This window comes from Peribacillus deserti (assembly GCF_016909175.1).
Taxonomy (GTDB): domain Bacteria; phylum Bacillota; class Bacilli; order Bacillales; family DSM-1321; genus Paraperibacillus; species Paraperibacillus deserti.
Map to the genome: position 1 here is coordinate 456,369 of NZ_JAFBFI010000001.1, position 23,963 is coordinate 480,331.

General features: G+C 40.8%; 22 protein-coding genes, 2 pseudogenes and 2 riboswitches. Of the genes and pseudogenes, 15 read left to right on the top strand and 9 right to left on the bottom strand.

Annotated features, from left to right (window positions below; translation table 11 throughout):
• The first annotated feature begins 209 nt into the window (after nucleotides 1-209).
• Both JOC77_RS02030 and tatA read left to right on the top strand, forming a co-directional pair.
• Complete coding sequence (locus JOC77_RS02030) at nucleotides 210-1,226, top strand: AI-2E family transporter (protein WP_204537853.1); 1,017 nt, start codon at nucleotides 210-212, stop codon at nucleotides 1,224-1,226.
• A gap of 39 nt (nucleotides 1,227-1,265) precedes the next feature.
• On the top strand, nucleotides 1,266-1,445 hold the full coding sequence (tatA, locus tag JOC77_RS02035) for a twin-arginine translocase TatA/TatE family subunit (RefSeq protein ID WP_204537855.1): 180 nt from the start codon (nucleotides 1,266-1,268) through the stop codon (nucleotides 1,443-1,445).
• 120 nt (nucleotides 1,446-1,565) lie between these two features.
• Here tatA and JOC77_RS02040 read toward each other — a convergent pair whose 3' ends face one another.
• Complete coding sequence (locus JOC77_RS02040) at nucleotides 1,566-1,820, bottom strand: hypothetical protein (protein ID WP_204537857.1); 255 nt, start codon at nucleotides 1,818-1,820, stop codon at nucleotides 1,566-1,568.
• 430 nt (nucleotides 1,821-2,250) lie between these two features.
• Here JOC77_RS02040 and JOC77_RS02045 point away from each other — a divergent pair, with 430 nt between their 5' ends.
• The 5 genes from JOC77_RS02045 (at nucleotide 2,251) to JOC77_RS02065 (ending at nucleotide 6,688) form a co-directional block, all read left to right on the top strand.
• A complete protein-coding gene (locus tag JOC77_RS02045) occupies nucleotides 2,251-2,928 on the top strand; it encodes a response regulator transcription factor (protein WP_204537859.1) in 678 nt (225 codons plus the stop codon).
• A 3-nt stretch (nucleotides 2,929-2,931) separates the two neighbouring features.
• Entirely contained in the window at nucleotides 2,932-4,161 is a 1,230-nt protein-coding gene (locus JOC77_RS02050; RefSeq protein ID WP_204537861.1) for a sensor histidine kinase, read from the top strand.
• A gap of 214 nt (nucleotides 4,162-4,375) precedes the next feature.
• Complete coding sequence (locus tag JOC77_RS02055; protein WP_239558529.1) at nucleotides 4,376-5,263, top strand: peptidylprolyl isomerase; 888 nt, start codon at nucleotides 4,376-4,378, stop codon at nucleotides 5,261-5,263.
• 39 nt (nucleotides 5,264-5,302) lie between these two features.
• A complete protein-coding gene (locus tag JOC77_RS02060) occupies nucleotides 5,303-6,514 on the top strand; it encodes a S1C family serine protease (RefSeq protein WP_204537862.1) in 1,212 nt (403 codons plus the stop codon).
• A gap of 30 nt (nucleotides 6,515-6,544) precedes the next feature.
• Nucleotides 6,545-6,688 carry a hypothetical protein gene (locus JOC77_RS02065; protein WP_204537864.1) on the top strand — a complete coding sequence of 48 codons (144 nt, stop codon included), beginning with the start codon at nucleotides 6,545-6,547 and terminating at the stop codon, nucleotides 6,686-6,688.
• A 42-nt stretch (nucleotides 6,689-6,730) separates the two neighbouring features.
• Here JOC77_RS02065 and JOC77_RS02070 read toward each other — a convergent pair whose 3' ends face one another.
• On the bottom strand, nucleotides 6,731-7,474 hold the full coding sequence (locus JOC77_RS02070; protein ID WP_204537866.1) for a Cof-type HAD-IIB family hydrolase: 744 nt from the start codon (nucleotides 7,472-7,474) through the stop codon (nucleotides 6,731-6,733).
• Between the two features lie 729 nt (nucleotides 7,475-8,203).
• Complete coding sequence (locus JOC77_RS02075) at nucleotides 8,204-8,500, bottom strand: hypothetical protein (RefSeq protein WP_204537868.1); 297 nt, start codon at nucleotides 8,498-8,500, stop codon at nucleotides 8,204-8,206.
• A gap of 116 nt (nucleotides 8,501-8,616) precedes the next feature.
• On the opposite strand from JOC77_RS02075, the gene JOC77_RS02080 reads away from it, so the two are divergent.
• Nucleotides 8,617-9,015, top strand: coding sequence for a GNAT family N-acetyltransferase (locus JOC77_RS02080; protein ID WP_204537870.1), 399 nt, complete (start codon nucleotides 8,617-8,619; stop codon nucleotides 9,013-9,015).
• Between the two features lie 196 nt (nucleotides 9,016-9,211).
• Entirely contained in the window at nucleotides 9,212-10,633 is a 1,422-nt protein-coding gene (locus JOC77_RS02085) for an amino acid permease (protein WP_204537872.1), read from the top strand.
• 32 nt (nucleotides 10,634-10,665) lie between these two features.
• On the opposite strand, the gene JOC77_RS02090 is transcribed toward JOC77_RS02085, so the two are convergent.
• Entirely contained in the window at nucleotides 10,666-11,556 is an 891-nt protein-coding gene (locus tag JOC77_RS02090; protein WP_204537874.1) for a diacylglycerol/lipid kinase family protein, read from the bottom strand.
• Nucleotides 11,557-11,820: 264 nt separating this feature from the next.
• Here JOC77_RS02090 and JOC77_RS21790 point away from each other — a divergent pair.
• The 3 genes and pseudogenes from JOC77_RS21790 to JOC77_RS02100 form a co-directional block, all read left to right on the top strand.
• A pseudogene (locus JOC77_RS21790) lies at nucleotides 11,821-11,898 on the top strand (hypothetical protein); the annotation flags it as partial.
• A pseudogene (locus JOC77_RS21125) lies at nucleotides 11,876-12,031 on the top strand (hypothetical protein); the annotation flags it as partial. The pseudogenes JOC77_RS21790 and JOC77_RS21125, both read left to right, overlap by 23 nt.
• A gap of 181 nt (nucleotides 12,032-12,212) precedes the next feature.
• Nucleotides 12,213-12,587, top strand: a complete 375-nt coding sequence (locus JOC77_RS02100) for a hypothetical protein (protein ID WP_204537876.1) — start codon at nucleotides 12,213-12,215, stop codon at nucleotides 12,585-12,587.
• A gap of 689 nt (nucleotides 12,588-13,276) precedes the next feature.
• Here JOC77_RS02100 and proC read toward each other — a convergent pair.
• From proC to JOC77_RS02115, 3 genes are all read right to left on the bottom strand, one after another.
• Nucleotides 13,277-14,092 carry a pyrroline-5-carboxylate reductase gene (proC, locus tag JOC77_RS02105; RefSeq protein ID WP_204537878.1) on the bottom strand — a complete coding sequence of 272 codons (816 nt, stop codon included), beginning with the start codon at nucleotides 14,090-14,092 and terminating at the stop codon, nucleotides 13,277-13,279.
• 161 nt (nucleotides 14,093-14,253) lie between these two features.
• Nucleotides 14,254-15,201, bottom strand: a complete 948-nt coding sequence (locus tag JOC77_RS02110) for an ATP-grasp domain-containing protein (protein WP_204537880.1) — start codon at nucleotides 15,199-15,201, stop codon at nucleotides 14,254-14,256.
• Nucleotides 15,202-15,219: 18 nt separating this feature from the next.
• On the bottom strand, nucleotides 15,220-16,278 hold the full coding sequence (locus JOC77_RS02115) for an LLM class flavin-dependent oxidoreductase (RefSeq protein ID WP_204537882.1): 1,059 nt from the start codon (nucleotides 16,276-16,278) through the stop codon (nucleotides 15,220-15,222).
• 167 nt (nucleotides 16,279-16,445) lie between these two features.
• Nucleotides 16,446-16,550: riboswitch (SAM riboswitch) on the bottom strand.
• Between the two features lie 188 nt (nucleotides 16,551-16,738).
• On the opposite strand from JOC77_RS02115, the gene JOC77_RS02120 reads away from it, so the two are divergent.
• Both JOC77_RS02120 and pabB read left to right on the top strand, forming a co-directional pair.
• Nucleotides 16,739-17,374, top strand: coding sequence for an anthranilate synthase component II (locus JOC77_RS02120; RefSeq protein ID WP_204537884.1), 636 nt, complete (start codon nucleotides 16,739-16,741; stop codon nucleotides 17,372-17,374).
• A complete protein-coding gene (gene pabB, locus JOC77_RS02125; RefSeq protein WP_204537886.1) occupies nucleotides 17,337-19,085 on the top strand; it encodes an aminodeoxychorismate synthase component I in 1,749 nt (582 codons plus the stop codon). The genes JOC77_RS02120 and pabB overlap by 38 nt, the downstream gene beginning before the upstream one ends.
• Before the next feature lie 70 nt (nucleotides 19,086-19,155).
• On the opposite strand, the gene JOC77_RS02130 is transcribed toward pabB, so the two are convergent.
• Nucleotides 19,156-19,398 (bottom strand): YusG family protein, encoded by a 243-nt coding sequence (locus JOC77_RS02130; RefSeq protein WP_204537888.1) that lies wholly within the window; start codon nucleotides 19,396-19,398, stop codon nucleotides 19,156-19,158.
• Between the two features lie 496 nt (nucleotides 19,399-19,894).
• Here JOC77_RS02130 and JOC77_RS02135 point away from each other — a divergent pair, with 496 nt between their 5' ends.
• Nucleotides 19,895-21,397, top strand: a complete 1,503-nt coding sequence (locus tag JOC77_RS02135; RefSeq protein ID WP_204537890.1) for an amino acid permease — start codon at nucleotides 19,895-19,897, stop codon at nucleotides 21,395-21,397.
• A gap of 152 nt (nucleotides 21,398-21,549) precedes the next feature.
• On the opposite strand, the gene JOC77_RS02140 is transcribed toward JOC77_RS02135, so the two are convergent.
• On the bottom strand, nucleotides 21,550-23,010 hold the full coding sequence (locus JOC77_RS02140; RefSeq protein WP_204537950.1) for an amino acid permease: 1,461 nt from the start codon (nucleotides 23,008-23,010) through the stop codon (nucleotides 21,550-21,552).
• Between the two features lie 90 nt (nucleotides 23,011-23,100).
• A riboswitch (Lysine riboswitch) is annotated at nucleotides 23,101-23,288 on the bottom strand.
• Nucleotides 23,289-23,963: the final 675 nt, after the last annotated feature.

The window sequence follows — 23,963 nt, forward strand, 5'->3', positions numbered from 1 at the left end:
CCTGTCAGGTGTCTGCTTTTCTAATAGAATTCAGTGTCAATCAATGGGCAGATTCACATGCTGCGTGAAACATGTACACGTTGAAAAGCACCGTTCTCCGCTTTTCTTGTATAAATAATTTTCTTTTCGAAATTTGTCGATTTTTTTGATATACTAGGGGAAAGTTTAGATGCGTTTTTCTTAGTATAAGATGGGAGTTAGTGGAAGCCATGAATTGGGCCAAGGATTTTTTTCGTGGAAAGGGTTTTATTCGTTTTATTACATTGCTAATCTTAGTTGTATTACTGTTTAGCATAAAGAGTATGATAAATTTAGTATTATTTACGTTTATTTTTTCTTTTTTAATGGGGAGACTTCAGGATTTTATTTCGTTTCATTTAAAGAAAATAATTCCTGCTAATTCTAATTTAATTATTATCCTGTTATATTCTATTGTTGTTGTCGCTCTGATCGTGGTAATTTATAAGTACATACCGGTCGTTATTGCGCAGGTTTCAACTTTAGTCCGGCAGATTATCCATTTTTACGATAATCCGCCTGATAATCCAACGATTGTTTATCTGCTTGATCTTGCTAAGAAGTTCGCTTCTCCTCAGGATCTTGAAAAGCACTTTAATATGATATATAGCTATGTAACGAACTTTGGAAAAGCAAGTATGCAGGTTATACTGGCTATTATTTTAAGTTTATTTTTCTTGTTAGAGAAAAAAAGGATTGTAAAGTTTTCTTCCCGTTTTAAGTATGGTAAATTCGGCGGCTTTTTTCTGGAACTCGAATATTTTGGGAGAAAGTTTATTAATACCTTTGGAAAAGTGATTGAGGTTCAATTCACGATTGCATTCGTTAATGCCATTTTATCTACCATAGCATTGTGGATTCTAGGCTTTCCCCAGTTAATAGGGCTGGCTATCATGATCTTCTTTCTGGGTCTCATACCGGTGGCAGGAGTTTTTATTTCACTTATTCCGCTGGTTACAATCGCTTATAGCATTGGGGGCGGAATGCAAGTGATCTATGTGCTTGTTATGATTACGGCCCTGCATTCCCTTGAAGCCTATGTATTGAATCCGAAATTCATGTCGGCGAAGACAAATCTGCCAGCTTTTTATACGTTCTTGGTATTGATCTTCTCTGAGCATTTTCTTGGTATATGGGGACTCATCATAGGTATCCCTATATTCATATTCCTGCTGGATATTCTGGGTGTTGAAGATTATGAGTCCTAATTATTCATTATTATCAGCATAAGCAAAGGAGTTCATTTAATGTTTTCAAATATCGGGTTTCCCGGATTAATTCTTATTTTAGTCATCGCACTTATTGTTTTCGGCCCGCAAAAGCTCCCTGAAATAGGCAGGTCCATTGGTCAGTCATTGAAGGAATTTAAGAAGTCATCGAGAGAAACCATTGACGAAATTAAAGACGATCAGGATAAAAAAATGTAATGAAGAGAAGCCTTGTTCATAAGGCTTTTTTTTTGTCAGTATTTTTTCATACAGGGTTGGTCCCGAATTTTTTACTGAGCAGTCATCCGTTAGAATAGAGGAGGATAATATTCCGTTTGCCTATTCGTTTTCCTCACTGATATTAGACGATTTTCTTGCCAGATATTCATCTTCACTCCCTAACTCTCTATTTAAAAGCAGCTCCATCCGTTCTAAGTCTGCTTTGCTTACGGCCGGGTCAACTGCTGACCAGTCCATGGTATAAGCAAAATAAAATCCTTTTATCCTTCTGAAAATGATAAGGGTGTTAGGGTATGAATCGAAGCTGGCTCTTATATGATTTCTTTTCGAATAGGACCATTTTAACATTTTCATGGCGTTCTCCTTTTTCACTCTATCAGGATTTTTACCCCAACTGAGTAAATGAAAACAAGGCCTGAGGGAGGTATGATAAAATCATATCTAACGGGATACAGGTATGGGATATATAGAAGACTTACGCATTGCCGGATTTAGTCCGTTAATACCTCACCGGAGCGGGTTGTATAAATGTAGATGATATAAGGGCCGGCTTTTACGTGTATAGCCGGTCTGCACTTGCATGTATTTTTGAAAATCGCACGTTGCAGTTCTAGAATTGCACACAGTGAAGGAATTAAGGAAAAGTTAAGCGAAATCTTCTATATTACAATGGAATAGGTTGTATGTAGGTAAAAAACATAGAGGAACTGTGTTATTAAAATAAAAAAATATAATAGGCGTTCGCTCTGGCGGCCGCTTTCTTTTGTAAAGGCGGGAGAGAATAATGAAGCTTCTTGTCGTTGAGGATAATCTATCTTTATTGGAGTCTATAAAAGGAATTTTATCTGATGAATTTGAGGTCGACACAGCCAGTGATGGAGATGATGGACTCTTTTTTGCCCTTCAGGGTATTTATGATGCTATTGTTTTAGATGTGATGCTTCCCGGTCTGGATGGGTTTGAGATTGTGAAAAGGATTAGACAGGAGCGAGTAACAACACCGGTATTATTTCTAACAGCAAAAGATTCACTGGAAGACCGTGTTAAGGGATTGGATTTCGGCGGAGATGATTATTTAGTTAAACCGTTTCAATCGCCGGAGCTAAAGGCTCGTATTCGCGCGTTATTGCGCCGAAGCGGGGCGATGGATTTGGATCAGAGCCTTAAATATCGGGATATTGAATTAAGGGGAAAAGAAAATGATGTCCTGGTAAAAGGGGAAGCGATAAAGCTCACGCTTAAGCAGTATGAACTGTTAGAGTATCTCATACAAAATAAGGGAAAAATACTTACCAGGGAACAGATCTTTGATAGAATCTGGGGATTTGATTCCGATACGACGATAGTGATTGTGGAAGTCTTCGTTCATCACCTTAGAAAAAAGCTCGAGCCTTATCAATACCACAAGGACATTCAAACTGTCAGAGGTATTGGATATATACTTAAACCACAAGAGGAGTAGTGTATGTTTCATAAAACGAGGCTCCAATTAACTCTTCTCAATTCAATTGTTTTTATAATTATCCTGATATTTCTCGGAAGAAGCATTTATTTTTATTTTGAATCGCAGGTGTTTAAAGGCGCTGATCAATCTTTATATACCTTAATCAATAGGGTTGAAGATGCAGAGCTTACGCCAACAGGTTTAAAATTTATCAGAGACCCGAGTATCTATTTGCTCGTATGGGATCCAGACAAAAAGCTTATGGAGGATGTGTCTGAACGAAATCCATTCTTTGTCCAGGCTCAAAAGAAGTTTTATCCTGACAAGGTAAATAAGCTTCAGAATATAAAAGTAGCAGATTACTCCTTTCGAAGTCTGACCACTAAGCTTGAGACAGATGTGGGCACATTTAAAATCCAACTGATACGATCGGTGGATGCTGAAAATAAAGTGCTGAACCGGCTTCTGTTTATCCTGCTTGCAGGTGGAGGCGTAGGTATATTGATTGCCGTGGGGGCCGGATTTTTCCTTGCAGGAAGAGCTCTTGTGCCCATTAAAAATGCCTGGGACAATCAGCAGCAATTTGTATCAGACGCCTCCCATGAATTAAGGACACCTTTAGCCGTCATTCAGTCCCGGACAGAGATGCTTTTTCAGTCTCCATCTGCGACAATTGAGGAGAAAGCAATTGATATTTCTGTTATCTCCAAAGAAGCAAGGCGATTAAATAAGCTTGTGACCAGTCTGCTTACATTGGCACGGTCGGATACAGGGCAGATGGTTATGGAGAAGGAAATGTTCCCGCTCCATCAGCTGGTTGAAGAGATTGTGGAGCAATATGCTGACATTGCAGGTTTTCAAGATAAGACGATTCGAATAGGAAAGGCAGTAGAGGTTCCTTTCTTTGGGGATAAAGAGCGGATTCATCAGCTCTTGGTAATACTAGTGGACAACGCGATGAAATTTACAAAAGAAGGCGGAGAAATTGTTTTATCCTGCAGAAGGGATTCACAATCGATTATACTGTCGGTCCATGATAATGGAATTGGAATAGCAGCCGACGACATCCCTAGGATCTTTAACCGCTTTTACCAGGTGGAAACCTCCCGATCCAAAGAGGAAGGAGCGGGGCTTGGCCTTTCCATCGCCAAATGGATCGTCGACAACCACTATGGAAACTTTAAAGTAAAAAGCTCACCAGGAAAAGGGACACAAATCGATGTCATCTTCCCAAAAAACTCAAAAAAATAGTCTTTTAAAAAGCACTCCCAAATCCGATTGGGCGTGTTTTTATTTTGGAAAATGGCGCCGGGAAATGGGGACAGTCCCCACAGCGAAAGCTGGTGTGACAGGCTTTCCAGCGTCGGGAAATAGGGGACTGTCCCCATATTTTATTCTTAAGGTTTTGTTAAGGTTGATTGGTTTTAATAGAGTTAAGTTTAAAGTGTGAGAGGAGTATTAAGTTATGAAGATGATTGGTAGAGGTGCCGGCAGAAAGATGCTGCTTACTGTGGTTATGGGCGGTGTTGTTGCATTTGGTGCCGGCTGTTCAGATAGTGAGAAGGCTGCAACTGTAAATGGTGAGGAGATTACTAAGCAAGAGGTGTATAACAAGCTTTATGAGCAGAATGGATCGGCGATGCTGGATTCATTAATTACGGAAAAGATTGTTAATCTTGAGTCGGCTAAGAAGAAAGTTAAGGTCTCGGACAAAGAGGTCGATGAAGAAGTGAAAAAGCTGCAGGAATCATATGGCGGTGAAGATGCCCTAACCCAGCAGCTGACTTCAGCAGGGCTTACACTGGATGATGTTAAGAGTGACTTAACCGTAAATTTAAAGATCAAGAAACTAATGGAGCCGGATATTAAAATAACCGAAAAAGAAATGAAAGAGTACTTTGAAACAAATAAAGCAAGCTACGCAGTGGCGGAACAGGTTAAAGCGTCACACATTCTTGTAGAAACGAAGGCGAAGGCGGATGAAGTGAAGAAAAAGCTCGATGCCGGGGAAAGTTTTAAGGATCTTGCCAAAGAGTATTCAACGGAGGATGCCACAAAAGATAAAGGGGGAGATTTAGGATACTTCGCTAAAGGGGAAATGACCGCAGCATTCGAAAAAGCAGCCTTCAGCATGAAAGAAGGAGAAGTTTCAGATCCGGTCAAAACAGAATTTGGCTACCACATAATAAAAGTTGTTGATAAAAAAGCAGCAAAACCTGCCGTGTATGAGGAAAACAAAAAAGCCATCAAGGCAGCTATTATAGATCAGAAAACCCAGGATACTTATTCAGACTGGATGGAAAAAACTAAAGAGAAATATAAAGTGAAAAATTACCTAGAAAAAGAAAGCTGAAAAAATCGAAAACTGATTGATTAAAAAGGAGTGAACATAATGGACTTCCAGGAATTTAACGAAAATGAGAGAACTAGAACCGTATATCGTAAATCATATAAAGGGTATTTTGCAGTTGGATTGATAGGGGCGCTTTTAGGAATTGTCATCATGTTTTTCGTCCTTCCGTATGTAAAGCAGGATACAACTTCTGAACAAAACGTAAGCTCTACCCAATCCGACACGAAATCAACTGCTGCAGCCGGCAATGTCACAACAGTTAATGTAAAAAATGTGAATTTTACAGATGCGGTTAACAAGACCATTGACTCAGTAGTTGGCGTAAATAATCTGACTCAGGACAATTCCTACGAAGGGAACGGTGAACTGCAGCAAAGCGGTTCCGGCTCGGGGGTTATTTATAAAAAAGAAGGAAATAAGGCTTATATTGTAACCAATAACCATGTAATCGAAGGTGCAAACGAAGTAGAAGTCAGCCTGAAGAACAAGACCAAAGTAAAAGCTAAAGTACTCGGCGCTGATTCATTGATGGACCTTGCCGTACTTGAAATAGAAGGTAAAAATATACCGAAGGCAGCTGAACTTGGCAATTCAGAGGCGCTTAAGCCAGGTGAGCCTGTAGCTACAATCGGTAATCCGCTGGGCTACCTTGATTATTCCATTACCCAGGGGATTGTAAGTAACCCGCAGCGTGAAATTCCGATTGATGTGGATCAGGATCGGTCCTATGACTGGGAAGCAGATGTCATTCAGACGGATGCTTCCATTAATCCGGGGAACAGTGGCGGGGCTTTAATAAATGTGGCAGGCCAGCTAATTGGCATTAACTCCATGAAAATTGCTCAGGAGGGTGTTGAGGGGATAGGCTTTGCGATTCCGATTAACTCTGCTCTGCCAATCATAGAAGATTTAGAAAAAGATGGGGAAGTAAGCAGGCCTTATATGGGCATTGGAAATAAATCCTTAGAGGAAATATCACTAACGGACCAGCAGCAATATTTGAAACTGCCGGAAAAGGTAAAAAGCGGGGTAGTTGTACTGCAGGTCAGCCCTAATTCTCCTGCTGCCAAAGCGGGACTGCTAGAACGTGATGTGATTACTTCCATAAATGGAGTAGAAATTGAAAACAGCATAGCGTTAAGGAAATTCTTATATACCAAAACGGAAATAGGAAAGCGTGTCACAGTGGATTATTATCGTGCCGGCGAAAAGAAAAGGGTACAGATGACGCTGCAAAAGCAAGAAAGCTGACCGAAACCAAGTCAAAAGGGGTGTGGGGAAATGAAGGGAAAGAAAATCTGGATAGGTGAAATTACAGAACGGAGTATCGATGGAGAGCTGCTGCAAGTCGTAGTGATATGGCCAGATGACATGAAAAAAGAGGCTGCACTAAATTATCAGGAATTGAAATATAAATGGATTTAGAAACCGGGCGACAGTGCCCGGTTTTTTCTTGAGTAAATTCCTTTATTGTTCCAGTACCCAGCGGCGGATAGCTTGAGCTACACCATGCTCCAAGTTCGTTCCAGTAATCCAATCTGCTGCTTCTTTGACCTTTTCCTGGGCGTTGCCCATTGCCACGCCCATTCCAGCCTCTGTGATCATAGCAATGTCATTGAGGCTGTCTCCTACAGCCATCATTTCATCAACAGTGATCCCAAGTCTTTCACACACATGTCTAAGCGCTCTTGCTTTATTAATTCCAATCGCATTTACCTCTATGTTGGTAGGGCTGGAATTACTGATTTCAAACATGTTTGTTTTTGTTAAAGTATCAAGAACCTTGTTTCTGCTCTCATCATCTTCAATTTCAAAGCCAAATTTCAGCCATTCATGCGCAGTGATATCTTCAGGGAAACCTTCATACCATACCTTATCTGTTGTTACTCCCCAGATCCGTGCTTTATGCTGTTTGGAAAGTTCATGCATCATTTGAATATGTTCCGTATCAATTGCATTTCTCTCAATCAGCTCCCCCTTTTCGTTATATACCTCACTGCCGTTTACTGTTACAAGGTAGGAAGATAAATTAAGGGATTTCGACAGCTCTTTGCAGGAAGCAAGTGCCCGGCCTGTGCTTAATACAACGTGAACACCTTTTTCCTGTGCCTCCGAAATGGCCTTAACGTTTTCGTCCGAAATTTCATGTTTATCATTTAGCAGGGTTCCATCCATATCAAGGGCAACCAACTTTATCTTTTTTTCAAGCATCTCTATATACTTCCTCTCTCTATAGGATTGTGTGTAATCTTTTCAGCGTATTAATCTTTGTCATTTCGTATGCAGATTAAATGCGGAAAATAGGAATACAGGAACTCATTTGTTTTTAGCACACTATTTTAAAAAAAGAGTTTCTACATACAATAAGTATAGCAAAGCTGCTGAGGATAAATCCAAATGTAACCTCTTTACTGTTTAGTTTAGATATATATCAAACCATTCAAATATGTTCAAGGCCGCGCTCTTCTATGTTAGTCGTTCACCCGTGATTTCCTTCTTCATGTTTACGGCATTTATACTCTGTGTAAGCAGAGTGATATAGCTTCAGCTGAATCCACTCTATTGTCTTTTTCTCGGTGCAGATTAACGGAACTTCAATCTCTCCTTTTGTTTGTTTTTTCAGAGCAATAGAGTGTTAGATGGTGTATGAGGGTATGCATTTAGTTAACTGCTTTCTTCATTGTATATATCTTAAATAGATCTCTGTTTTAAAACTGAAAAAATATAAAAAGACCGTCAAATTTAAACGACGGTCCCTGCATGTCAGGGTGGAATGTAGGTATTGTTTAATCGTAAGGAAGGCGTCGCAGGTCGTCACCTGCGTTTTGACTGTTCTGAGATTTATATTCTTCATCACAGTCACCTCCTTAAAATACAGAATTTACCAACATCATATTTTGGTGAATAGATTGTAAAATCAATCGAAATTAAGCTGAGTTATTAATCTTCTCTGGAAGAGTCCTCCGCTATGGCACGCAAGTCACTGTAAAACAGTTCTTCATTGCAGACTAAATTATGTTCATTCGCTGGCCCCTGGCTCGGATCTGGACTATGGTAATCCGTAAAATTCGTCTGAGAGTCGTTTTGGCTTGCGTTTACTGAATTTCGAGAATTATAGTCCTTTATGATTTCTTGTAATTCTCCGCTGTCACCCTTTGCGTTTATGAATTCAAATAGTTCCATCATACCTTCCGCAGACTGCTTTTCTGAAATATTCTCATCATCTCGTTTAGTCATATCTCATTCCTCCTTTGGATATTTATAACATTTCCTAAAGAGATTATAATTAATACGGGCCGTTACTTTTTTTACCCTTAATAAACAAAATAAAGACGGCATAAAAGAGGGAAGCTATGGAGATTCAAGCAAAAAACGGACAAACTATTTTAATTAGTCCATATAAAAGCACAGACTTTAATCATATTCAGCACTTAAACGAACTTGAAGGCTGGACAGGCATGCTTAAGCGCAGTGCTGAAACACGAGAGGCGTGGCAGAACTCAAATATAGCGTATGTAGCTGTGAGTCAATTGGAGGTAATCGGATATCTGCAAATAATACTCTATGTTTGTGAACTCCTAATAAAAAAAGAATACCGTTCATATGGGATCGGGCAGCAGCTTATCCACAATGTTCATTCACTTTATCCGAACGCAAGAATGGAAATGCTAGCATCAAGTTCTTCCCACACCTTTTATGAACATTTACATTTCAGGCCATTCTATGGTTTTCGAAAGAATTATATTGAATAAACAAAAGAGACTGCTTTATTGGCTGTTCCTTTTGTTTATTCAGCTGATGAATTAGTATGTTAATAATTAACATAAATTTTTAGTTCTCTACCATTTTACCAAACTAAAGGATTGTGTTATAGTAATGTACATAATTAAACTAATTCACTAGTTTCATTTCATGTGCAGCTAGAATAAACATAAAGGTGAGATTCTTATGAATAAAAAATGGGGTTTGTGGATTTTAACAACCTTTGTTATTGGTAATATGGTAGGGAGCGGCGTTTTTATGCTTCCGGCAAATCTTTCTCAGGTATCAAGTCCTCTTGGTACAATAACCGCCTGGGGAGTAACTGGATTGGGAGTATTAATGATTGCTCTTGTGTTCGGTAACCTGTCAACGAGAAAACCAGAATTGAAAACAGGTCCTCAAAGCTATGCGATGGACATGTTTAAATCTCCTAAGGCTGGCAAAACTGCAGGGTATAGCATGGCATGGGGATATTGGGCAGCGAACTGGGCAGCGACTGCTTCTGTAATCATCTCTTTCGCCGGTTATTTATCCACGTTTTTCCCGGTTTTAGAAAGCAGGCAGATCCTTCTGTCAATTGGTTCATTTGATTTAGAGGCGGGAAAAGCTCTCACATTGTTAGTGTGTTCTGTCCTTTTATGGGGCATCCAATTCATCGTCAGCCGCAGCTTTAATAGTGCAGGAAAACTTAACCTGGCGGCTACTGCGGCGAAAGTAATTGGTTTTGCCTTATTTGTTATTATTACGCTCGCAATCTTTGATGCTAGTTCTATACTAAAAGGTGTATCATTCAACGACAGCGAGGGCAATGCAGTCAGCTTAGGCGGACAGATAAATTCTGCTGCCATTGCAACTCTTTGGGCGTTTGTTGGAATTGAGGCAGCGGTTATGCTGTCCAATCGGGCAAAGTCACAAAAAGATGTTAAAAAAGCAACATTGATTGGCCTGCTGGTTGCCGTTCTCATATATGTTGGAATCACTACCTTAACGATGGGCGTTCTTCCGCAGGAACAGCTTCAGGATTCTCAGAAACCTCTGGTAGATGCTCTTAATGCCGCAATTGGCAGCAGTGCTGCAAGCATCATTGGAATACTGGCTTTAGTCTCTTTATTTGGAGCTGCTGTCGGATGGATTGTAGTAAGTTCTGAAGTGCCATATCAGGCAGCTAAACAAGGCTTATTCCCTTCATTTTTTGGCAAAACGAATAAAAACGGAGCACCTGTTGGATCGCTGACGATTACAAATATCATGACCCAGATTTTTCTGTTTTCAACTGTCTCAGGGACAATAAGCGAGGCTTATGATTTTGCCATTGTCGTTGCGACTCTGGCTTATCTGATCCCTTATCTTGTTTCAGCTATTTATTCTCTGAAACTAGTTATCACCGGTGAAACCTATGATGTGATTAACGGTTCGAGAGTCAAAGATGGAATCATCACAGTTCTCGCATTAATTTACTCTCTATGGGTTATAAAAACGGGTACGGCTGATCTGAAAACATTCCTTTTAGGAATGGGATTATTTGTTGTCGGACTTCTGCTTTATCCGGTTCTTATGAAACCAAAACAAACGGAAATTACCGTGCTAAAGGAAAAAGAGCAGTATTAAAAAATCGCCTTCAACGGCGATTTTTTTTTTGATTATTTGCCGGCTGGCACATAAATGTTTAGATGTGAGTGAAGCACCTCAGCATTAAATGGCAGACGTTCTCCTTCATCACCATCAATATTAACAGCAAGATCTTCACTGCTTGAAACGTTCACATATGAAGAACGAATATACTCCACCTGCTCATGCTCTTTTAATTCTCCCTTTAAGAGGCTGGGGATAATCTTTAATATATTCGGAAAAGAAAAATCCTTCAAAATGAAGATGTGAAATTTACCGTCGTTTACCTTTGCCTGGGGAGCGAATGTTTCAAAACCGCCAATAGAGTTGGTCAGTGCGGTCAGCATCAGGAATGCATGCCCGGTCCACTTACCGGTATCATGTTCGACAGTAAGCTGAAACGGTGTTTTCTTGATTAACGCTTTTAAGCCTTCGATAAAATAAGCGAAGGGCCCCAGCTTCGTTTTTTGCTCTGGTGTTACATTATAGGTGGCTTCAGCTATCGCGCCTACTGCTAAAACGTTCATAAAATAATGATTATTCATTTTACCGATGTCCACAGGACGTACCGTCTGGCTCGTTAAGGTGTTGACGGCCTCCGCGGGCTCTAAAGGAATCCCCAGGGCTCGCGCAAAATCATTAACTGTTCCCATTGGAATCAAGCCGAATTTAGGGCGGAACTCTTGTTCAGCGAGACCGTTGATCGACTCATTAATCGTACCGTCTCCACCCATAGAAACTACCGTATCAAATTTGTTTAGGCATGCCTCTCTCGCAAATTGGGCGGCATCTCCTTCTTTCTGAGTTTCACAAACCACTACTTCCTCATGAAAGCTTTTTAATACTTCAACTGCATGTGCTTTATATTGGGGGGCCTTTTCCTTCCCTGATGAAGGATTTATGATTAACATGGCTTTGGTCATTGTCTTTCCTCCATGAAATGATAGAGTTATCACCTAATCAAGTTACCTCTTTTGAGTCTTTTTAAACGGAATTTAAGGAGGAAATTATTTGGAAAAAGGGTCAGCCCATAACCTGGATGGAGCATGAGCCGCTTTTCAGGCACAAACCCTCTTGTAAAATTAATCACCAGAGAAGCAAGGAAACCGGTTGGTTGATGAGCCATGGCAACGCAAGGTCCGGCTGCCTATTGGACCTCACTGCCCATTAAAAGAATCGTTGAAGAAATGAAGGAAAGGCAGCCCTGCTTACGTTTGCCAAACAGCAGGGGCATTTGTCTGCAGCCATATTTTCGATGGGTTAATGTACTATATCGCCCCCAGCTCTCCCGGTGTCCGATTATTCCAGAGCAAACCATCGAAAAGAAGCGCCCAGCCTGAGCTTGAATACGATAGTGGAAGCTATAAGAATAGCGGCGGTGACTGCTGTTGGATATGAATCTGATATTCGAGTAGCCAGTGGGGCTTCTCATTAAGGGCTTTTCGTAGAGAAATCGGCAGAGAAAGGGGTTTACTTCTATCTGCTTTTTTATCAGGTTCATATTGAAATGAAGACTGATGTTGAACTAAATGGGTAATATAAGTCTAATAGCAATTACCCGGAAGGCTGGCAGAATCATATGGAGAATAAATCATTAAGAGCAGTGATTGTTTTAGGAGTTAATAAAGGCCATGGAGAGAATCGTGAGAACCATACCTTGGAAAAAGCATCGTCAGCCTGGCAGGAGCTGGCTGCAGAAATGTATCAGCAAACCAATATTTATGTATCAGCCGTCGCTCATAAAAGTAAAACCGTATACCATACAGAATGGGGCTGCCCAGCAGGCGGGGAAGACACCATTACATTTACATCCAGCGTAAACTACGAATATGTAAAAGATATCAATGCCTGGAAACAAACCGTAATTGCACTGACCAAAAAATTAAAATCCCGTTTTGAGCAGGAAACAGTGACCATTGAATTTGAAGATATCAGCTTAATTTATCTGGATTAAATACAGAGAGGAACTGAATACGGTGGCATTTAATTCCTCTTTTGGGGTTATAGGGTGTTTTAGTTGTAAATTTCCGGTAAGCAGCGTCTGACTGGAGGTCTGCTTAGAGTTTTATGTGGCAAAATAACCAATTTATGTGGCTGAATTAACTTTTTATGTGGCAAAAACTCAAATTTATGTGGCTGGGCCGTCCAGTGTAGTGGTACACGATTTTTTCAGGAGGCCCATTCATCGTTTTAGAGATTTATGCTTAACTATGAGCATTGAATGATTAACTTTTAGGAATTTATGCTTCTCTTTTAATGGAAAATGCTTAAGTTTCCATGGTAAATGCTTAACCTATAAAATTTATGCTTAAGTTCTAGACTTATACTTGTCTCACGGAAATTAGGTGTGAGTTCCAAGGTTATGATCACCGAAATTAACTTATGCACAAGGCTTATCTTATGCCTTTATAAACTTATGCACAAGTCCACATTTATGCCGTATAAACTTATGAACAATAAAAGTATGCCAATCTGAACTTATACACAAATTCCAAGAATCTTGCTTACGGAACGTAACTTATACACAGGTTTCAAACATTAAACTGAATTTATGCACAAATTCCAAAATTTTATTTATTTTACTATCCCTTGCAAACGTACTTATCCCCAGCCTATCCACATATCCTTATCCACAAGCATCATTTATTGATTGCCCCGCTGAAGATCCTTCGATTTCTGTGTACAACTTTCCATAGCTGATAGAATAGCAGCACGAAAATTATGCTGTTCAAGTGCTGCGACCGCCTGGATGGTTGCTCCTCCCGGAGTGCAGACATTGTCTTTGAGCGCTCCTGGATGCATGCCGGTTTCCAGCACCATTTTTGCTGCGCCTAAAACGGCTTGTGCAGCCATTGTGTATGCCTGTGCTCTTGGAATTCCATCTCTTACGCCTCCGTCTGCCAATGCTTCTATAAACATATATACATAAGCAGGGGAGGAGCCGCTGATTGCAGGCACCGCATCCATCAATTCCTCTTTTAATACTTCCGTTTTACCGAAACTGTTGTATAAAGCTAATACCTGGCTAAGTTCTTCATCGGTAACCTGCTGATTACGGCATACTGCACTTAGTCCTTCACCTATTAATGAAGGAGTATTTGGCATGGTCCGGACAACTTTGGCTGAGCCGCCGAGTTCTTTTTCAATGAAGTGTAAACTCACTCCTGCAGCGATAGTGATGATAACGGTTCCTGCTTCCATAGATGTCCTTATTTCAGAAAGAATCGCTCTATGCAAATCAGGTTTTACAGCCAGAATGAGAAAGTCTGCATGGGAGGCTACTTCCTTATTATTACGTGAGGTTAATACGCCGTACTTTTCCCGGGCAAACTCTAATGTTTGTTCTGAAGAGGCACTCACCATGATTTGGCCGCGGGAGGCTGTCCCTGTCCCCAGCATTCCTTCAATCATGGCCTGCGCCATTTTTCCGCATCCAATAAAACCAATCTTCTTTTCCATACTTTCACCTCGTTATAATAGCTCGTTCATACGACGTTATTATACTCCAAAACTTACTCATACAAAATTGTGAGGAGCTGACTATCCTGGCAATAAAAAAAAACACCCGGCCAGATCTCATCTGACAGGGCATTTGCGTGGTAAGCTTCCCAATAGAACGTTTATTTAAGTACAGTCAGTTTTTCTAGCTCTGCTGCAAAGAATTTGGCTGCTTCAAGCATGCCGAATTTGCCTATTTTAGCTTCGGCATCTGAGTTATAGTTTGTATTTGTATTAATATCATAGGTGAAGATTTCGCCTTCTTCATTTTTGATAAATTCAATCCCGGCAACTTCAATGTTATTAGCTCTGAGAAAAGTTTCGTATTTTTCAATTATAGGCTCGTTAAAATCTTCAACGATCTGGAATTTTGGTTTTTCTTCTACTTCTTCTCCAACAGGGCAGAATAGGTCACCGATCTGGCAGGCATCTGCCGGGCACAGTTCAAATCCTTCAGATGTATCCACACGTACCGCATATATAAACTTACCGCCTGTAAACTCACAGCGGGTTATATAGGATTCTGGTGATTGAATATATTCCTGTACGAGTGTGATGCCATCCACTGGCTCTTCAAAATCAGGGCTTTCCAGATATTCCTCAAGGCCTTCAAGTGAATGGAAAAGGCGTACGCCAAGCCCTTTCCCAGCCCGGTTATGCTTTGTGATAAAAGAAGGGGAATCCAGCTTCACAGCGGCTGTAAAGATTTGATCTTTGCCGACCGCCGCCAATGTTTTCGGAGTCTTGATTCCTGCTGCATCTAACGCCATGTACTGATTCACCTTACTTACTTCGAGCCTTAATGCCCGGCTGCCGTTAATTACTCTGCGGCCATGCCGTTCAAGCCAGGAAAGGACCGCTTCTGTTAATTCAGGTGCGTAACGGTGTTCCCGGGTATGAGAGGAGGCACTCATTCTGCTGTAAAATATACCTTCTGGAGGCTCTGTATGTAAATCAACAATTCCCTGGTCAAGGAACCATTCCTCATATGGAAGTCCCAGTTCTTCAAGACGATTTGTTAAATGATTGGTCCATTCGCTATTTTCGTGGATGATGTATATTTTGCTCATTTCATTTTTCCTCCTAGTTCAGTTTGCGCTTATAACCTGCGCATTTCTTCTTTGTTCTACCAGCGGCATTACCTGCTCTGAAAATCTCTTCATTTCTTCAAGCTGAGGTGAGAATTGAAGAAGCAGCAAGTCTACTCCAGCATTTTCGTATTCGAGAATTTTATCTGCAATCTGCTCCGGTGTACCAATTAAATTTGGACGAAGTCCGCGGTTGGAAACGGAATAATCATATAGCTTAATCTGCTGTTCCAGCTGCGATTTGGTTGTGAAATCCTTAAACCCTGCATATGCACTGGATTCCTTCACATCTGTTATTCTTGCAAGTTCTTCCTGTACTTCTTCTTCCGTATCTCTGCAGATTATATAAGCCGCCATTCCAAAGGACTTAAAAGGTTCCTTTCCTGCAGCAATTCGTCTATCTTTCATATCCGTTATTTTCCTTGCAGCTTCTTCAACGGTCCCTCCATGCATAACGTAAGCATCACAGCCCTCTACAATAGCCTGCTTGCCCCTGGGACTTTCTCCACCCGCATAAAGAATCGGGTTTGGCTTTTGAACTGGCTTTGGTTCGAGATGTGCATTTTGGATATCATAGAACTTGCCTTTAAATGTGAAAGTTTCCTGCTCCCACAGGCCTTTTAAAACGGTGAGAAATTCCTCTGTGCGATCATATCGTGCATCATGCTCAGTAAAAATGCCTCCGTATTGGCGTGCCTCTTCTTCCCACCAGGCAGAAACAACATTCAAGGTAAAACGTCCATTGCTTATATGATCTATGTTTGCAGCCATTTTTGCAGTTACAGCAGGATTGTGGAAACCAGGGCGAACCGCTGTCATAATCTCAATTTTCTCTGTAACGGCTGCTAAAGCAGCAGCTGTAGTCCATGCCTCAAGGGAATCTCTTTCCGGGCCTTTAATATCATTCAAATATAATTCAGCGATTAGGGTCGTACTGAATCCCCAATTTTCCGCAGATGTAATTACTTTTTTCGCATAATCATAGGTAGCCGGCATGTTTTCTTGTTCCACATTCCGCAGCCAGCCTCCAAAAATCGGCAGCCAAAAACCATATTTCATTTTACTTCTCTCCTCAGCTGTTTTTTTGAAAAGCCTGTTTTCCATATTTTTGTTCATGCCCTTAAGTACGCAAAAAGACATTCAGGGACATACAACTTTTAGCAAAATATGCCTCGTAAAACACAAAAAAACCTCTTCGATAAGAAGAAGTTTTAAATTACGCTTCAATCTTATCTTTCGAAACCAAAGTTCCGATGGATTTAGCACCTTACTGTACAAACAGTGGTTGCCGGGCTTCAAAGGGCCATTCCCTCCGCCTCTCTTGATAAGAGATTATTCAATTAATTGAAATCCTACCACATAACTAAAAATTTAACAATCATTTATTTCTATATTCGAAATATTATGGGGACTGTCCCCATTTCCTGATTATTTCCCAATATTTTTCTTTTGTGAAAGAAGCTTTGTCTGGTAAATTTAAATAGGGTTTGTTTGATTTCCGCTAAAGGAGTTACCTTACTTGATTTTATTAATAGATAATTATGATTCTTTTACTTATAACTTATATCAATATGTTCAGGAAATTGGGGAAGAGGCTGTAGTTAAAAGAAATAATGAAATTACGATAGATGAAATAAAAAAGATGAATCCTGATTATATTCTCCTTTCTCCCGGTCCGGGGAATCCGGATGAATCAGGTGTCTGTCTCGATGTGATCAGGGAATTCCATAGAACCATACCTATATTAGGGATCTGCCTGGGACACCAGGCTATAGCACGCGCTTTTGGGGGCAGAGTGATAAAAGCCAGCAGGCCCATGCATGGCAAGGTTTCACGGATCACACATGATCGGAAAACGATCTTTAAAGACATTCCAGATTCTTTCTCAGTAACTCGCTATCATTCCTTGATTGCAGAGAAGGAATCCCTGCCAGACTGTTTGGAAGCATCAGCCATCGCTGAAGACGGTGAGATCATGGCAATCCGCCATAAAACTTATCAGGTAGAAGGCTTGCAATTCCATCCAGAATCAATCATGTCCGAACATGGACATGCCTTATTAAAAAACTTTTTTAACAAAAATAAAATGAAACTTCAAGCATTCGAGGGGTCGGCAAATGGACAAAAGCAAAAAAGTTCCTTATCTTCACTTTGAGTTTACTGACAGCGGGGGGCAGAAAAAACCCCTAGCCTTTAGCAGCCCTATAGAAATTATTGAAACCAATCAGATCGAGGATGTAATAGATAAATTACAGGCTGTTGAAAAATATGTTAAGGAGGGGAAGTATGCAGCGGGTTATGTTTCCTATGAAGCGGCACCAGCTTTTGAGTCATCCCTTAGAGTCCACCCTCACCCCTCCATGCCTCTGCTCTGGTTTGGAATATTTGAAAGCCCTTCAAGCGTAATAGAAAATGAAGAAACGGGAGAGTTTCAGATTTCTGAATGGACAGCTGAGTTCACTGAGGATGATTATCGAAATGGATTCGAGCGGATACAAACCGAAATAGAAGAGGGAAACACTTATCAGGTGAATTATACTATGCGGCTTAAGGCTCATTTCGAAGGAAATGATTATGCCTTTTATAAGCGGCTTTCCCGTGCTCAATCGGCAAATTATAGTGCTTACTTAAATATTGGCAGCCATCGGATTCTCTCGGCATCTCCTGAATTATTTTTTCGTCTTCAAGAGGGACATATCACGGCCCGTCCCATGAAAGGAACCATTCAGCGGGGAAAAACGCCTGCTGAGGACAGGGAACATGCAAAGTGGCTATTTGAATCTGAAAAAAACCGCTCAGAAAACTTAATGATTGTAGATTTGCTCAGAAATGATCTGGGAGAAATCGCCAAAACAGGGACAGTCCAGGTTCCTGAGTTATTTCAAATTGAAAAATATCCGACGGTCTGGCAGATGACATCGCAAATCACTTGTGAGTTGCTTCCGGAATTAGGGATCAGCGATATCTTTAAAGCGCTGTTTCCTTGTGGTTCAATCACAGGCGCTCCAAAAATAAGCACCATGAACATTATTTCTGAGGTAGAGAATTCACCTCGTGAAGTATACTGCGGGGCCGTCGGCTATATAACTCCTAAAGGTGAAGCTATATTCAATGTTCCCATAAGGACTGTGCTAATTGACAACAAAACCGGAGGAGCCCAGTACGGAGTCGGCGGCGGCATTACCTGGGATTCTACTTTGAAAGATGAATATCATGAGGCATTTGTGAAGGCCAGACTTCTAACTGAAAATCACCAAAGCTTTCAGCTTTTAGAGTCGTTGAGGCTCGAAAACGGATTGTATGAATTGCTGGAGCAGCATATTACGAGGATTTTAGAGTCTGCGGAGTATTTTAACTATGAAGCGGATGAAAAAGGCATAAGGAAGATACTTTCAGATTTTGCGAGTAGACACAATAGCGGTGTCCTAAAAGTTCGATTGCTCCTCTCAAGGAGCGGCGAGCTATTTATCGAAGGGGCAGAAATAGGTGGAAATCCTGAATCCATCTCTGTCAAATTGGCTAATCGTGCTATTAATATAGAGAATCCTTTTGTTTATCATAAAACCACCAGACGCGAAATGTATGATGCCTTTCGAAGCCAAAATTCCGGAGTGTTTGATGTTCTGTTATGGAATGCTCATGGAGAATTGACAGAATTTACGCTTGGCAATCTGGTTTTAAAAGTGAATGGTGAACTGCTGACTCCACCTATATCCAGTGGTCTGTTGGGTGGAACTTTTAGAGCTAAGCTATTAGCTGAGGGAACCATAAAGCAGCAGGTTCTGACTAAAGGCCATTTAAATTCTGCAGATGAAATTTGGTTTATCAACAGTGTTAGAGGCTGGATCAAGGCTGAATTGTGCTGACTATAAAGAGAATGACCGATATGTTAAAAAACAGCTGATTTTAGACAAGTCAGCTGTTTTTTATTAATATTTAGCACCAGCCGCCCTGGTCGCAGTCGGTATATTTTTTATCTGGGTTCACGGTGACATCGGCTTGTTGATAGATATGGCCATTAAAGGTTTCAAAACCTTGTTCAAGGCTATATGAAATGCCATCATTAGAATGTGTTACTTTACCAATTTTCTTTTCGCCGGAATACAGGTTCATTTCCCCGTTTTGAATTCTGCCTACCACTGTATCTGTTATATCCACCTGCTGTTTCTTTAGCACCATTGAGAACATTCCCTTCATAATGTCTTACTGTTAGTAGGATATCCTTTAGCTTTGCAAACATTCGAATAATCTAAGGAAAATGCCGTCTGCATATTCGTTATTCTTTTAATGTTAAGTTCATTGTTGATATTGGTACTATGTTGATTGAAGGGGGAGGCGTGAGACTCCTGCGCGAGAATTGGGTCAAAGGAGACACCGCAGGCGTATTACGCCGACGAGGCTCCCGGACCGCCCGCGGAAAGCGAGTGCTTGCAGCGGAAATCAACAGGTAAGTTTAATAGACCCATTCTTTTTATAAAGTATTCATAAGAAAATAGCTTCAACAAGGAATAAAGATTTGTAATACTTTGCTGGGTAAACCTAAATAGGAGTAATAGTAATTCAAAAAAATAATTATACCTCGATAATAAAATCCTATTCTTGGATGGTTTGAAGACACTGTAAATAAGGTATGTATAAACACAGATGTAAACAATTAATTAGTTGGGGTGTAATTATGGAGCATTCGGAAGTTCGAGCAGCCGGGGTTGGAGGCAGCCTTGGAGAAGCAATTAAGGGAACAAAACAAAAATCTGGTTTAAAAAGAAAGCTGCAGGCAAGACATATCACCATGATCTCCCTTGGCGGTACAATTGGGACAGGGCTATTCCTTGCAAGCGGAAGCGCGATTCATAGCGCAGGTCCAGGCGGGGCATTGCTCGCTTATGGACTTGTTGGCATAATGGTTTTTTTCCTCATGACAAGCCTGGCAGAAATGGCGACTTATATGCCGGTTGCAGGTTCATTCAGTGTCTATTCCTCAAAATTTGTAGATGAAGCTTTAGGTTTTGCAATGGGCTGGAATTACTGGTACAGCTGGGCCGTTACCATTGCTGCTGAATTATCTGCTGTAGTTCTTGTTATGAAGTACTGGTTCCCGAATTCTCCCTCTTTATTATGGAGTGGAATTTGTTTAGCGTTACTATTCTTCTTAAATGTCCTCTCAGTTAAAAGCTTCGGAGAGTCCGAGTACTGGTTCTCTCTAATCAAAGTAGCCACCATTATTATTTTTATTATCACAGGGATAATGATGATCCTTGGCATAATGGGCGGAGAAGCCATTGGGGTGAAAAACTTTACAGTTGGAGATGCTCCTATTAATGGCGGATTAATGTCTGTTCTTGGTATCTTTATGGTTGCTGGATTCTCTTTCCAGGGAACCGAGCTGCTTGGAGTTACTGCAGGTGAAAGCAAAAATCCACGAAAGCACGTTCCAAAAGCTATTAAGCAGGTTTTCTGGAGAATTTTATTATTCTATATTTTAACGATTGCAGTTATAGGGTTGATCATTCCTTATACAACTCCTGAGCTCGCAACAAGTGATGATATTACCGTAAGTCCCTTTACACTTGTATTTGAAAAAGTAGGGTTTGCATTTGCTACATCAGTAATGAATGCGATTATCTTAACGGCTCTGCTATCAGCTGGTAACTCTGGCATGTATGCGTGCGCCCGTATGCTGTGGAATATGGCAAAAGAAGGACAGGCACCTAAGTTTTTAGGCAAGGTAACGAAGAAAGGCATTCCTCTAAATGCACTTATTTTAACCTCTTTAGTAGGCTGTCTGGCATTCCTTTCTTCCTTCTTTGGTGATGGAGTGGTATACACATGGCTGTTAAATGCAGCAGGTTTATCAGGGTTTATTGCCTGGATCGGAATTGCTGTAAGTCATTATAGATTCCGGAAAGCCTTTGTTGCCCAGGGAAGAAGCATTGAGGAACTGCCTTATAAGGCAAAATGGTTCCCGTTCGGCCCAATCTTTGCGTTTGCACTATGTGCCTTCATTATTCTCGGCCAAAACTATTCGGCCTTCACAGGTCCTGAAATCGACTGGAATGGGATTCTTGTATCCTATGTTAGTCTGCCGCTATTCTTTATCCTTTGGTTAGGATATAAATTTATTAAAAAAACCAAAGTCGTTAAATTAAAAGACTGCGACCTAAGTGTTGCTAGAGAATAGGTGGAAAACCCTCTGCAGAAATTCTGCAGGGGGTTTTTTACGAGCATATTTCGTTTTATAGTGAGTACACAGCTTGAGATTGCTGCCGTGCTTTACTGCTGAATTTCCAGCATATAAAAAAGGCGGCCAGTATGCTGGGCCGCCCACTAAGTTTAGTTTTTATTGTTTAAGTTCACTTGTTCTAATGGTATAACTTTTGTTTTCTTGGAATATTTATAGCCTAGCCACAGAACTAAGAACAATGGAAGGCCGATATAGGAAACTAGTACGCCATTCCAATCAATGGAATCTCCAAAGAAGGCGCCATAGTTTTGGCCCAGTATTACAATGATACATAGTACAAAAGCGAAAAGAGGACCGAACGGGAACCATTTAGCACGATATGGAAGCTCGTTTAAATCTTTGCCTTGAGCTATGAATGCTTTTCGGAAACGATAGTGGCTGATTGCAATTCCGACCCAGGCAATAAAACCTGACATACCAGAAGCGTTTAGTAGCCATATATATACAGTTCCTTCACCGAAAAGGGAAGTGAGAAATGCGATCGTGCCCATTAAAGCCGTAATAATTAAAGCATTTACAGGAACTCCGCGTTTGTTAAGTCTGCCTAAGAATTTTGGAGCATGCCCTTCACGTGCAAGATCCCAAAGCATTCTGGCTGAAGCATACATACCTGAGTTACCTGCAGATAATACAGCAGTTAAAATAATGGCATTCATTACAGAAGCTGCAAAAGCAATGCCAGCTCGTTCGAATATAAGTGTGAAAGGACTCACCGCAATTTCACCGCGAAGCAAATCTTCATTTGTGTAAGGAATCAATAACCCAATAACAAAAATAGCTAAGATATAAAATAAAAGAATTCTCCAAAAAACCGATTTTATAGCTTTAGGAATGTTTCGCTGTGGATTTTCACTTTCTCCAGCAGCAACCCCGAGCAGCTCTGTGCCCTGGAATGAAAAGCCGGCAGCCATGAAGATGCCCAGGATGGCCATGAACCCGCCATTGAAAGGAGCATCCGCTATAGTGAAGTTTTTAAAACCAGCAGCTTCACCACCCATAATTCCGAATACCATCATAAACCCGACAATAATAAAGACGATAACAGTAATAACTTTGATAAGGGAGAACCAGAATTCTGCTTCGCCAAAGCCTTTAACAGACATATAGTTTAGTAGAAACATAATAGCAAGACAAAGGGCGCTCCACAAAAGGGAAGGGCTGTCGGGAAACCAATACTTCATAATTAATGTAACAGCTGCGAGCTCGGCAGCAATCGTTATTGCCCAGTTATACCAATAATTCCAACCCATCGCAAAGCCGAAGGCCGGATCAACGAATTTTGATGAATAAACCCGGAAGGATCCAGCAACAGGCATATAGGCTGCCATTTCTGCTAATCCTGTCATTAAAAAGTAGACCATAATTCCGATTGCCGCATAAGCTGCAAGCGCTCCGCCGGGCCCTGCGTTATGAATCGCACCGCCGCTGGCTAGGAATAACCCTGTACCAATGGTGCCTCCAAGGGAAATCATAGTGAGATGCCGTGTTTTCAGGCTTCTTTTTAACTGAGATGTATCCTGTGCTGTGTTTTTACTTAGTGTACTCAAGATGTATTCTCCTTTTTTTGTATTTGGAAGGAGCAGAAAATAGAAAAAGCCGTCGAAGGATCGACGGCTTATATATTGTCCGAATCAAACCTTCCGATGATTAGCTCCCCACGTTTCAAATGTTCTTGAACGTGACAGTGCTGATTCTATTAGATATCAGCCCCAGCCTGCTTTCAAAGAGATGAAAACAAACTTCGGCAGCTTTCCCTTTCATGCGGAGTCAAGGACATCTCTTTATCTCGTACGCATTACTATTTAAAGCTGCAACCTCTACTTAATCGGTGTATGAGGAATTATTAAATTGTTGTGACCTTACGTAGTATAAAAGAATTACTTTAAAATAGCAACAGCATTTTTTGAAGTACCTGAAATTGACAAATAGTGTGGGGGTCCTGCCAGAGGCCGCTTGCGATCATCTTAACCTCCCCCCATAAAACTGAATTTACCCTTTACCCCTCCTAAAACTCCATTTAGCCCCCGTAAATTTGTTAAAGCCCTCATTAATGTACTGGTCCTCTAAAAGAAGGGTTTGTAGAAGTTTTAAATGGCGGGATAACTGGAGAATTAACAGAAATCTCACTCAATTAACCATTATTATAAAATTATTAATCAGCCCAGAATAATGGGTCGGGATAACAAGTTAATTTTTACAAACATGCATTGATTTAAATCCAGCCAATTTAGTTATAAAAAACTTTATTTATTAAGAGCCTTTTATATATGAAAGAAAAGTTTTCATCTCCTGATTCTCTTTTGTTTGGTGCTGCATAAGTGCGATACTGCTTCTGTCTTCGCAGGCGCTTGCCGGTCAGCGCGTGTTATCGGGTTTCAAGTTGCTTCTATTGAAAGGCACCATTCTCCGCTTTTCGTGTTGTCTAGCTGCGAACTGACACCTTCGGTCATAAGCCAATCGCCATCAAAAGGCAAGGGCGGCCTTTCGCTGCCGCTTTTCTTAT

Coding starts and splice junctions, on each gene's coding strand:
- JOC77_RS02075 (WP_204537868.1), bottom strand. CDS start 8,500: ATGACTAAACGAGATGATGAGAATATTTCAGAAAAGCAGTCTGCGGAA.
- tatA (WP_204537855.1), top strand. CDS start 1,266: ATGTTTTCAAATATCGGGTTTCCCGGATTAATTCTTATTTTAGTCATC.
- JOC77_RS02040 (WP_204537857.1), bottom strand. CDS start 1,820: ATGAAAATGTTAAAATGGTCCTATTCGAAAAGAAATCATATAAGAGCC.
- JOC77_RS02135 (WP_204537890.1), top strand. CDS start 19,895: ATGGAGCATTCGGAAGTTCGAGCAGCCGGGGTTGGAGGCAGCCTTGGA.
- JOC77_RS02045 (WP_204537859.1), top strand. CDS start 2,251: ATGAAGCTTCTTGTCGTTGAGGATAATCTATCTTTATTGGAGTCTATA.
- JOC77_RS02080 (WP_204537870.1), top strand. CDS start 8,617: ATGGAGATTCAAGCAAAAAACGGACAAACTATTTTAATTAGTCCATAT.
- JOC77_RS02110 (WP_204537880.1), bottom strand. CDS start 15,201: ATGAGCAAAATATACATCATCCACGAAAATAGCGAATGGACCAATCAT.
- JOC77_RS02085 (WP_204537872.1), top strand. CDS start 9,212: ATGAATAAAAAATGGGGTTTGTGGATTTTAACAACCTTTGTTATTGGT.
- JOC77_RS02070 (WP_204537866.1), bottom strand. CDS start 7,474: ATGCTTGAAAAAAAGATAAAGTTGGTTGCCCTTGATATGGATGGAACC.
- JOC77_RS02055 (WP_239558529.1), top strand. CDS start 4,376: ATGAAGATGATTGGTAGAGGTGCCGGCAGAAAGATGCTGCTTACTGTG.
- JOC77_RS02065 (WP_204537864.1), top strand. CDS start 6,545: ATGAAGGGAAAGAAAATCTGGATAGGTGAAATTACAGAACGGAGTATC.
- pabB (WP_204537886.1), top strand. CDS start 17,337: ATGGACAAAAGCAAAAAAGTTCCTTATCTTCACTTTGAGTTTACTGAC.
- proC (WP_204537878.1), bottom strand. CDS start 14,092: ATGGAAAAGAAGATTGGTTTTATTGGATGCGGAAAAATGGCGCAGGCC.
- JOC77_RS02050 (WP_204537861.1), top strand. CDS start 2,932: ATGTTTCATAAAACGAGGCTCCAATTAACTCTTCTCAATTCAATTGTT.
- JOC77_RS02030 (WP_204537853.1), top strand. CDS start 210: ATGAATTGGGCCAAGGATTTTTTTCGTGGAAAGGGTTTTATTCGTTTT.
- JOC77_RS02100 (WP_204537876.1), top strand. CDS start 12,213: ATGGAGAATAAATCATTAAGAGCAGTGATTGTTTTAGGAGTTAATAAA.
- JOC77_RS02090 (WP_204537874.1), bottom strand. CDS start 11,556: ATGACCAAAGCCATGTTAATCATAAATCCTTCATCAGGGAAGGAAAAG.
- JOC77_RS02060 (WP_204537862.1), top strand. CDS start 5,303: ATGGACTTCCAGGAATTTAACGAAAATGAGAGAACTAGAACCGTATAT.
- JOC77_RS02115 (WP_204537882.1), bottom strand. CDS start 16,278: ATGAAATATGGTTTTTGGCTGCCGATTTTTGGAGGCTGGCTGCGGAAT.
- JOC77_RS02130 (WP_204537888.1), bottom strand. CDS start 19,398: ATGGTGCTAAAGAAACAGCAGGTGGATATAACAGATACAGTGGTAGGC.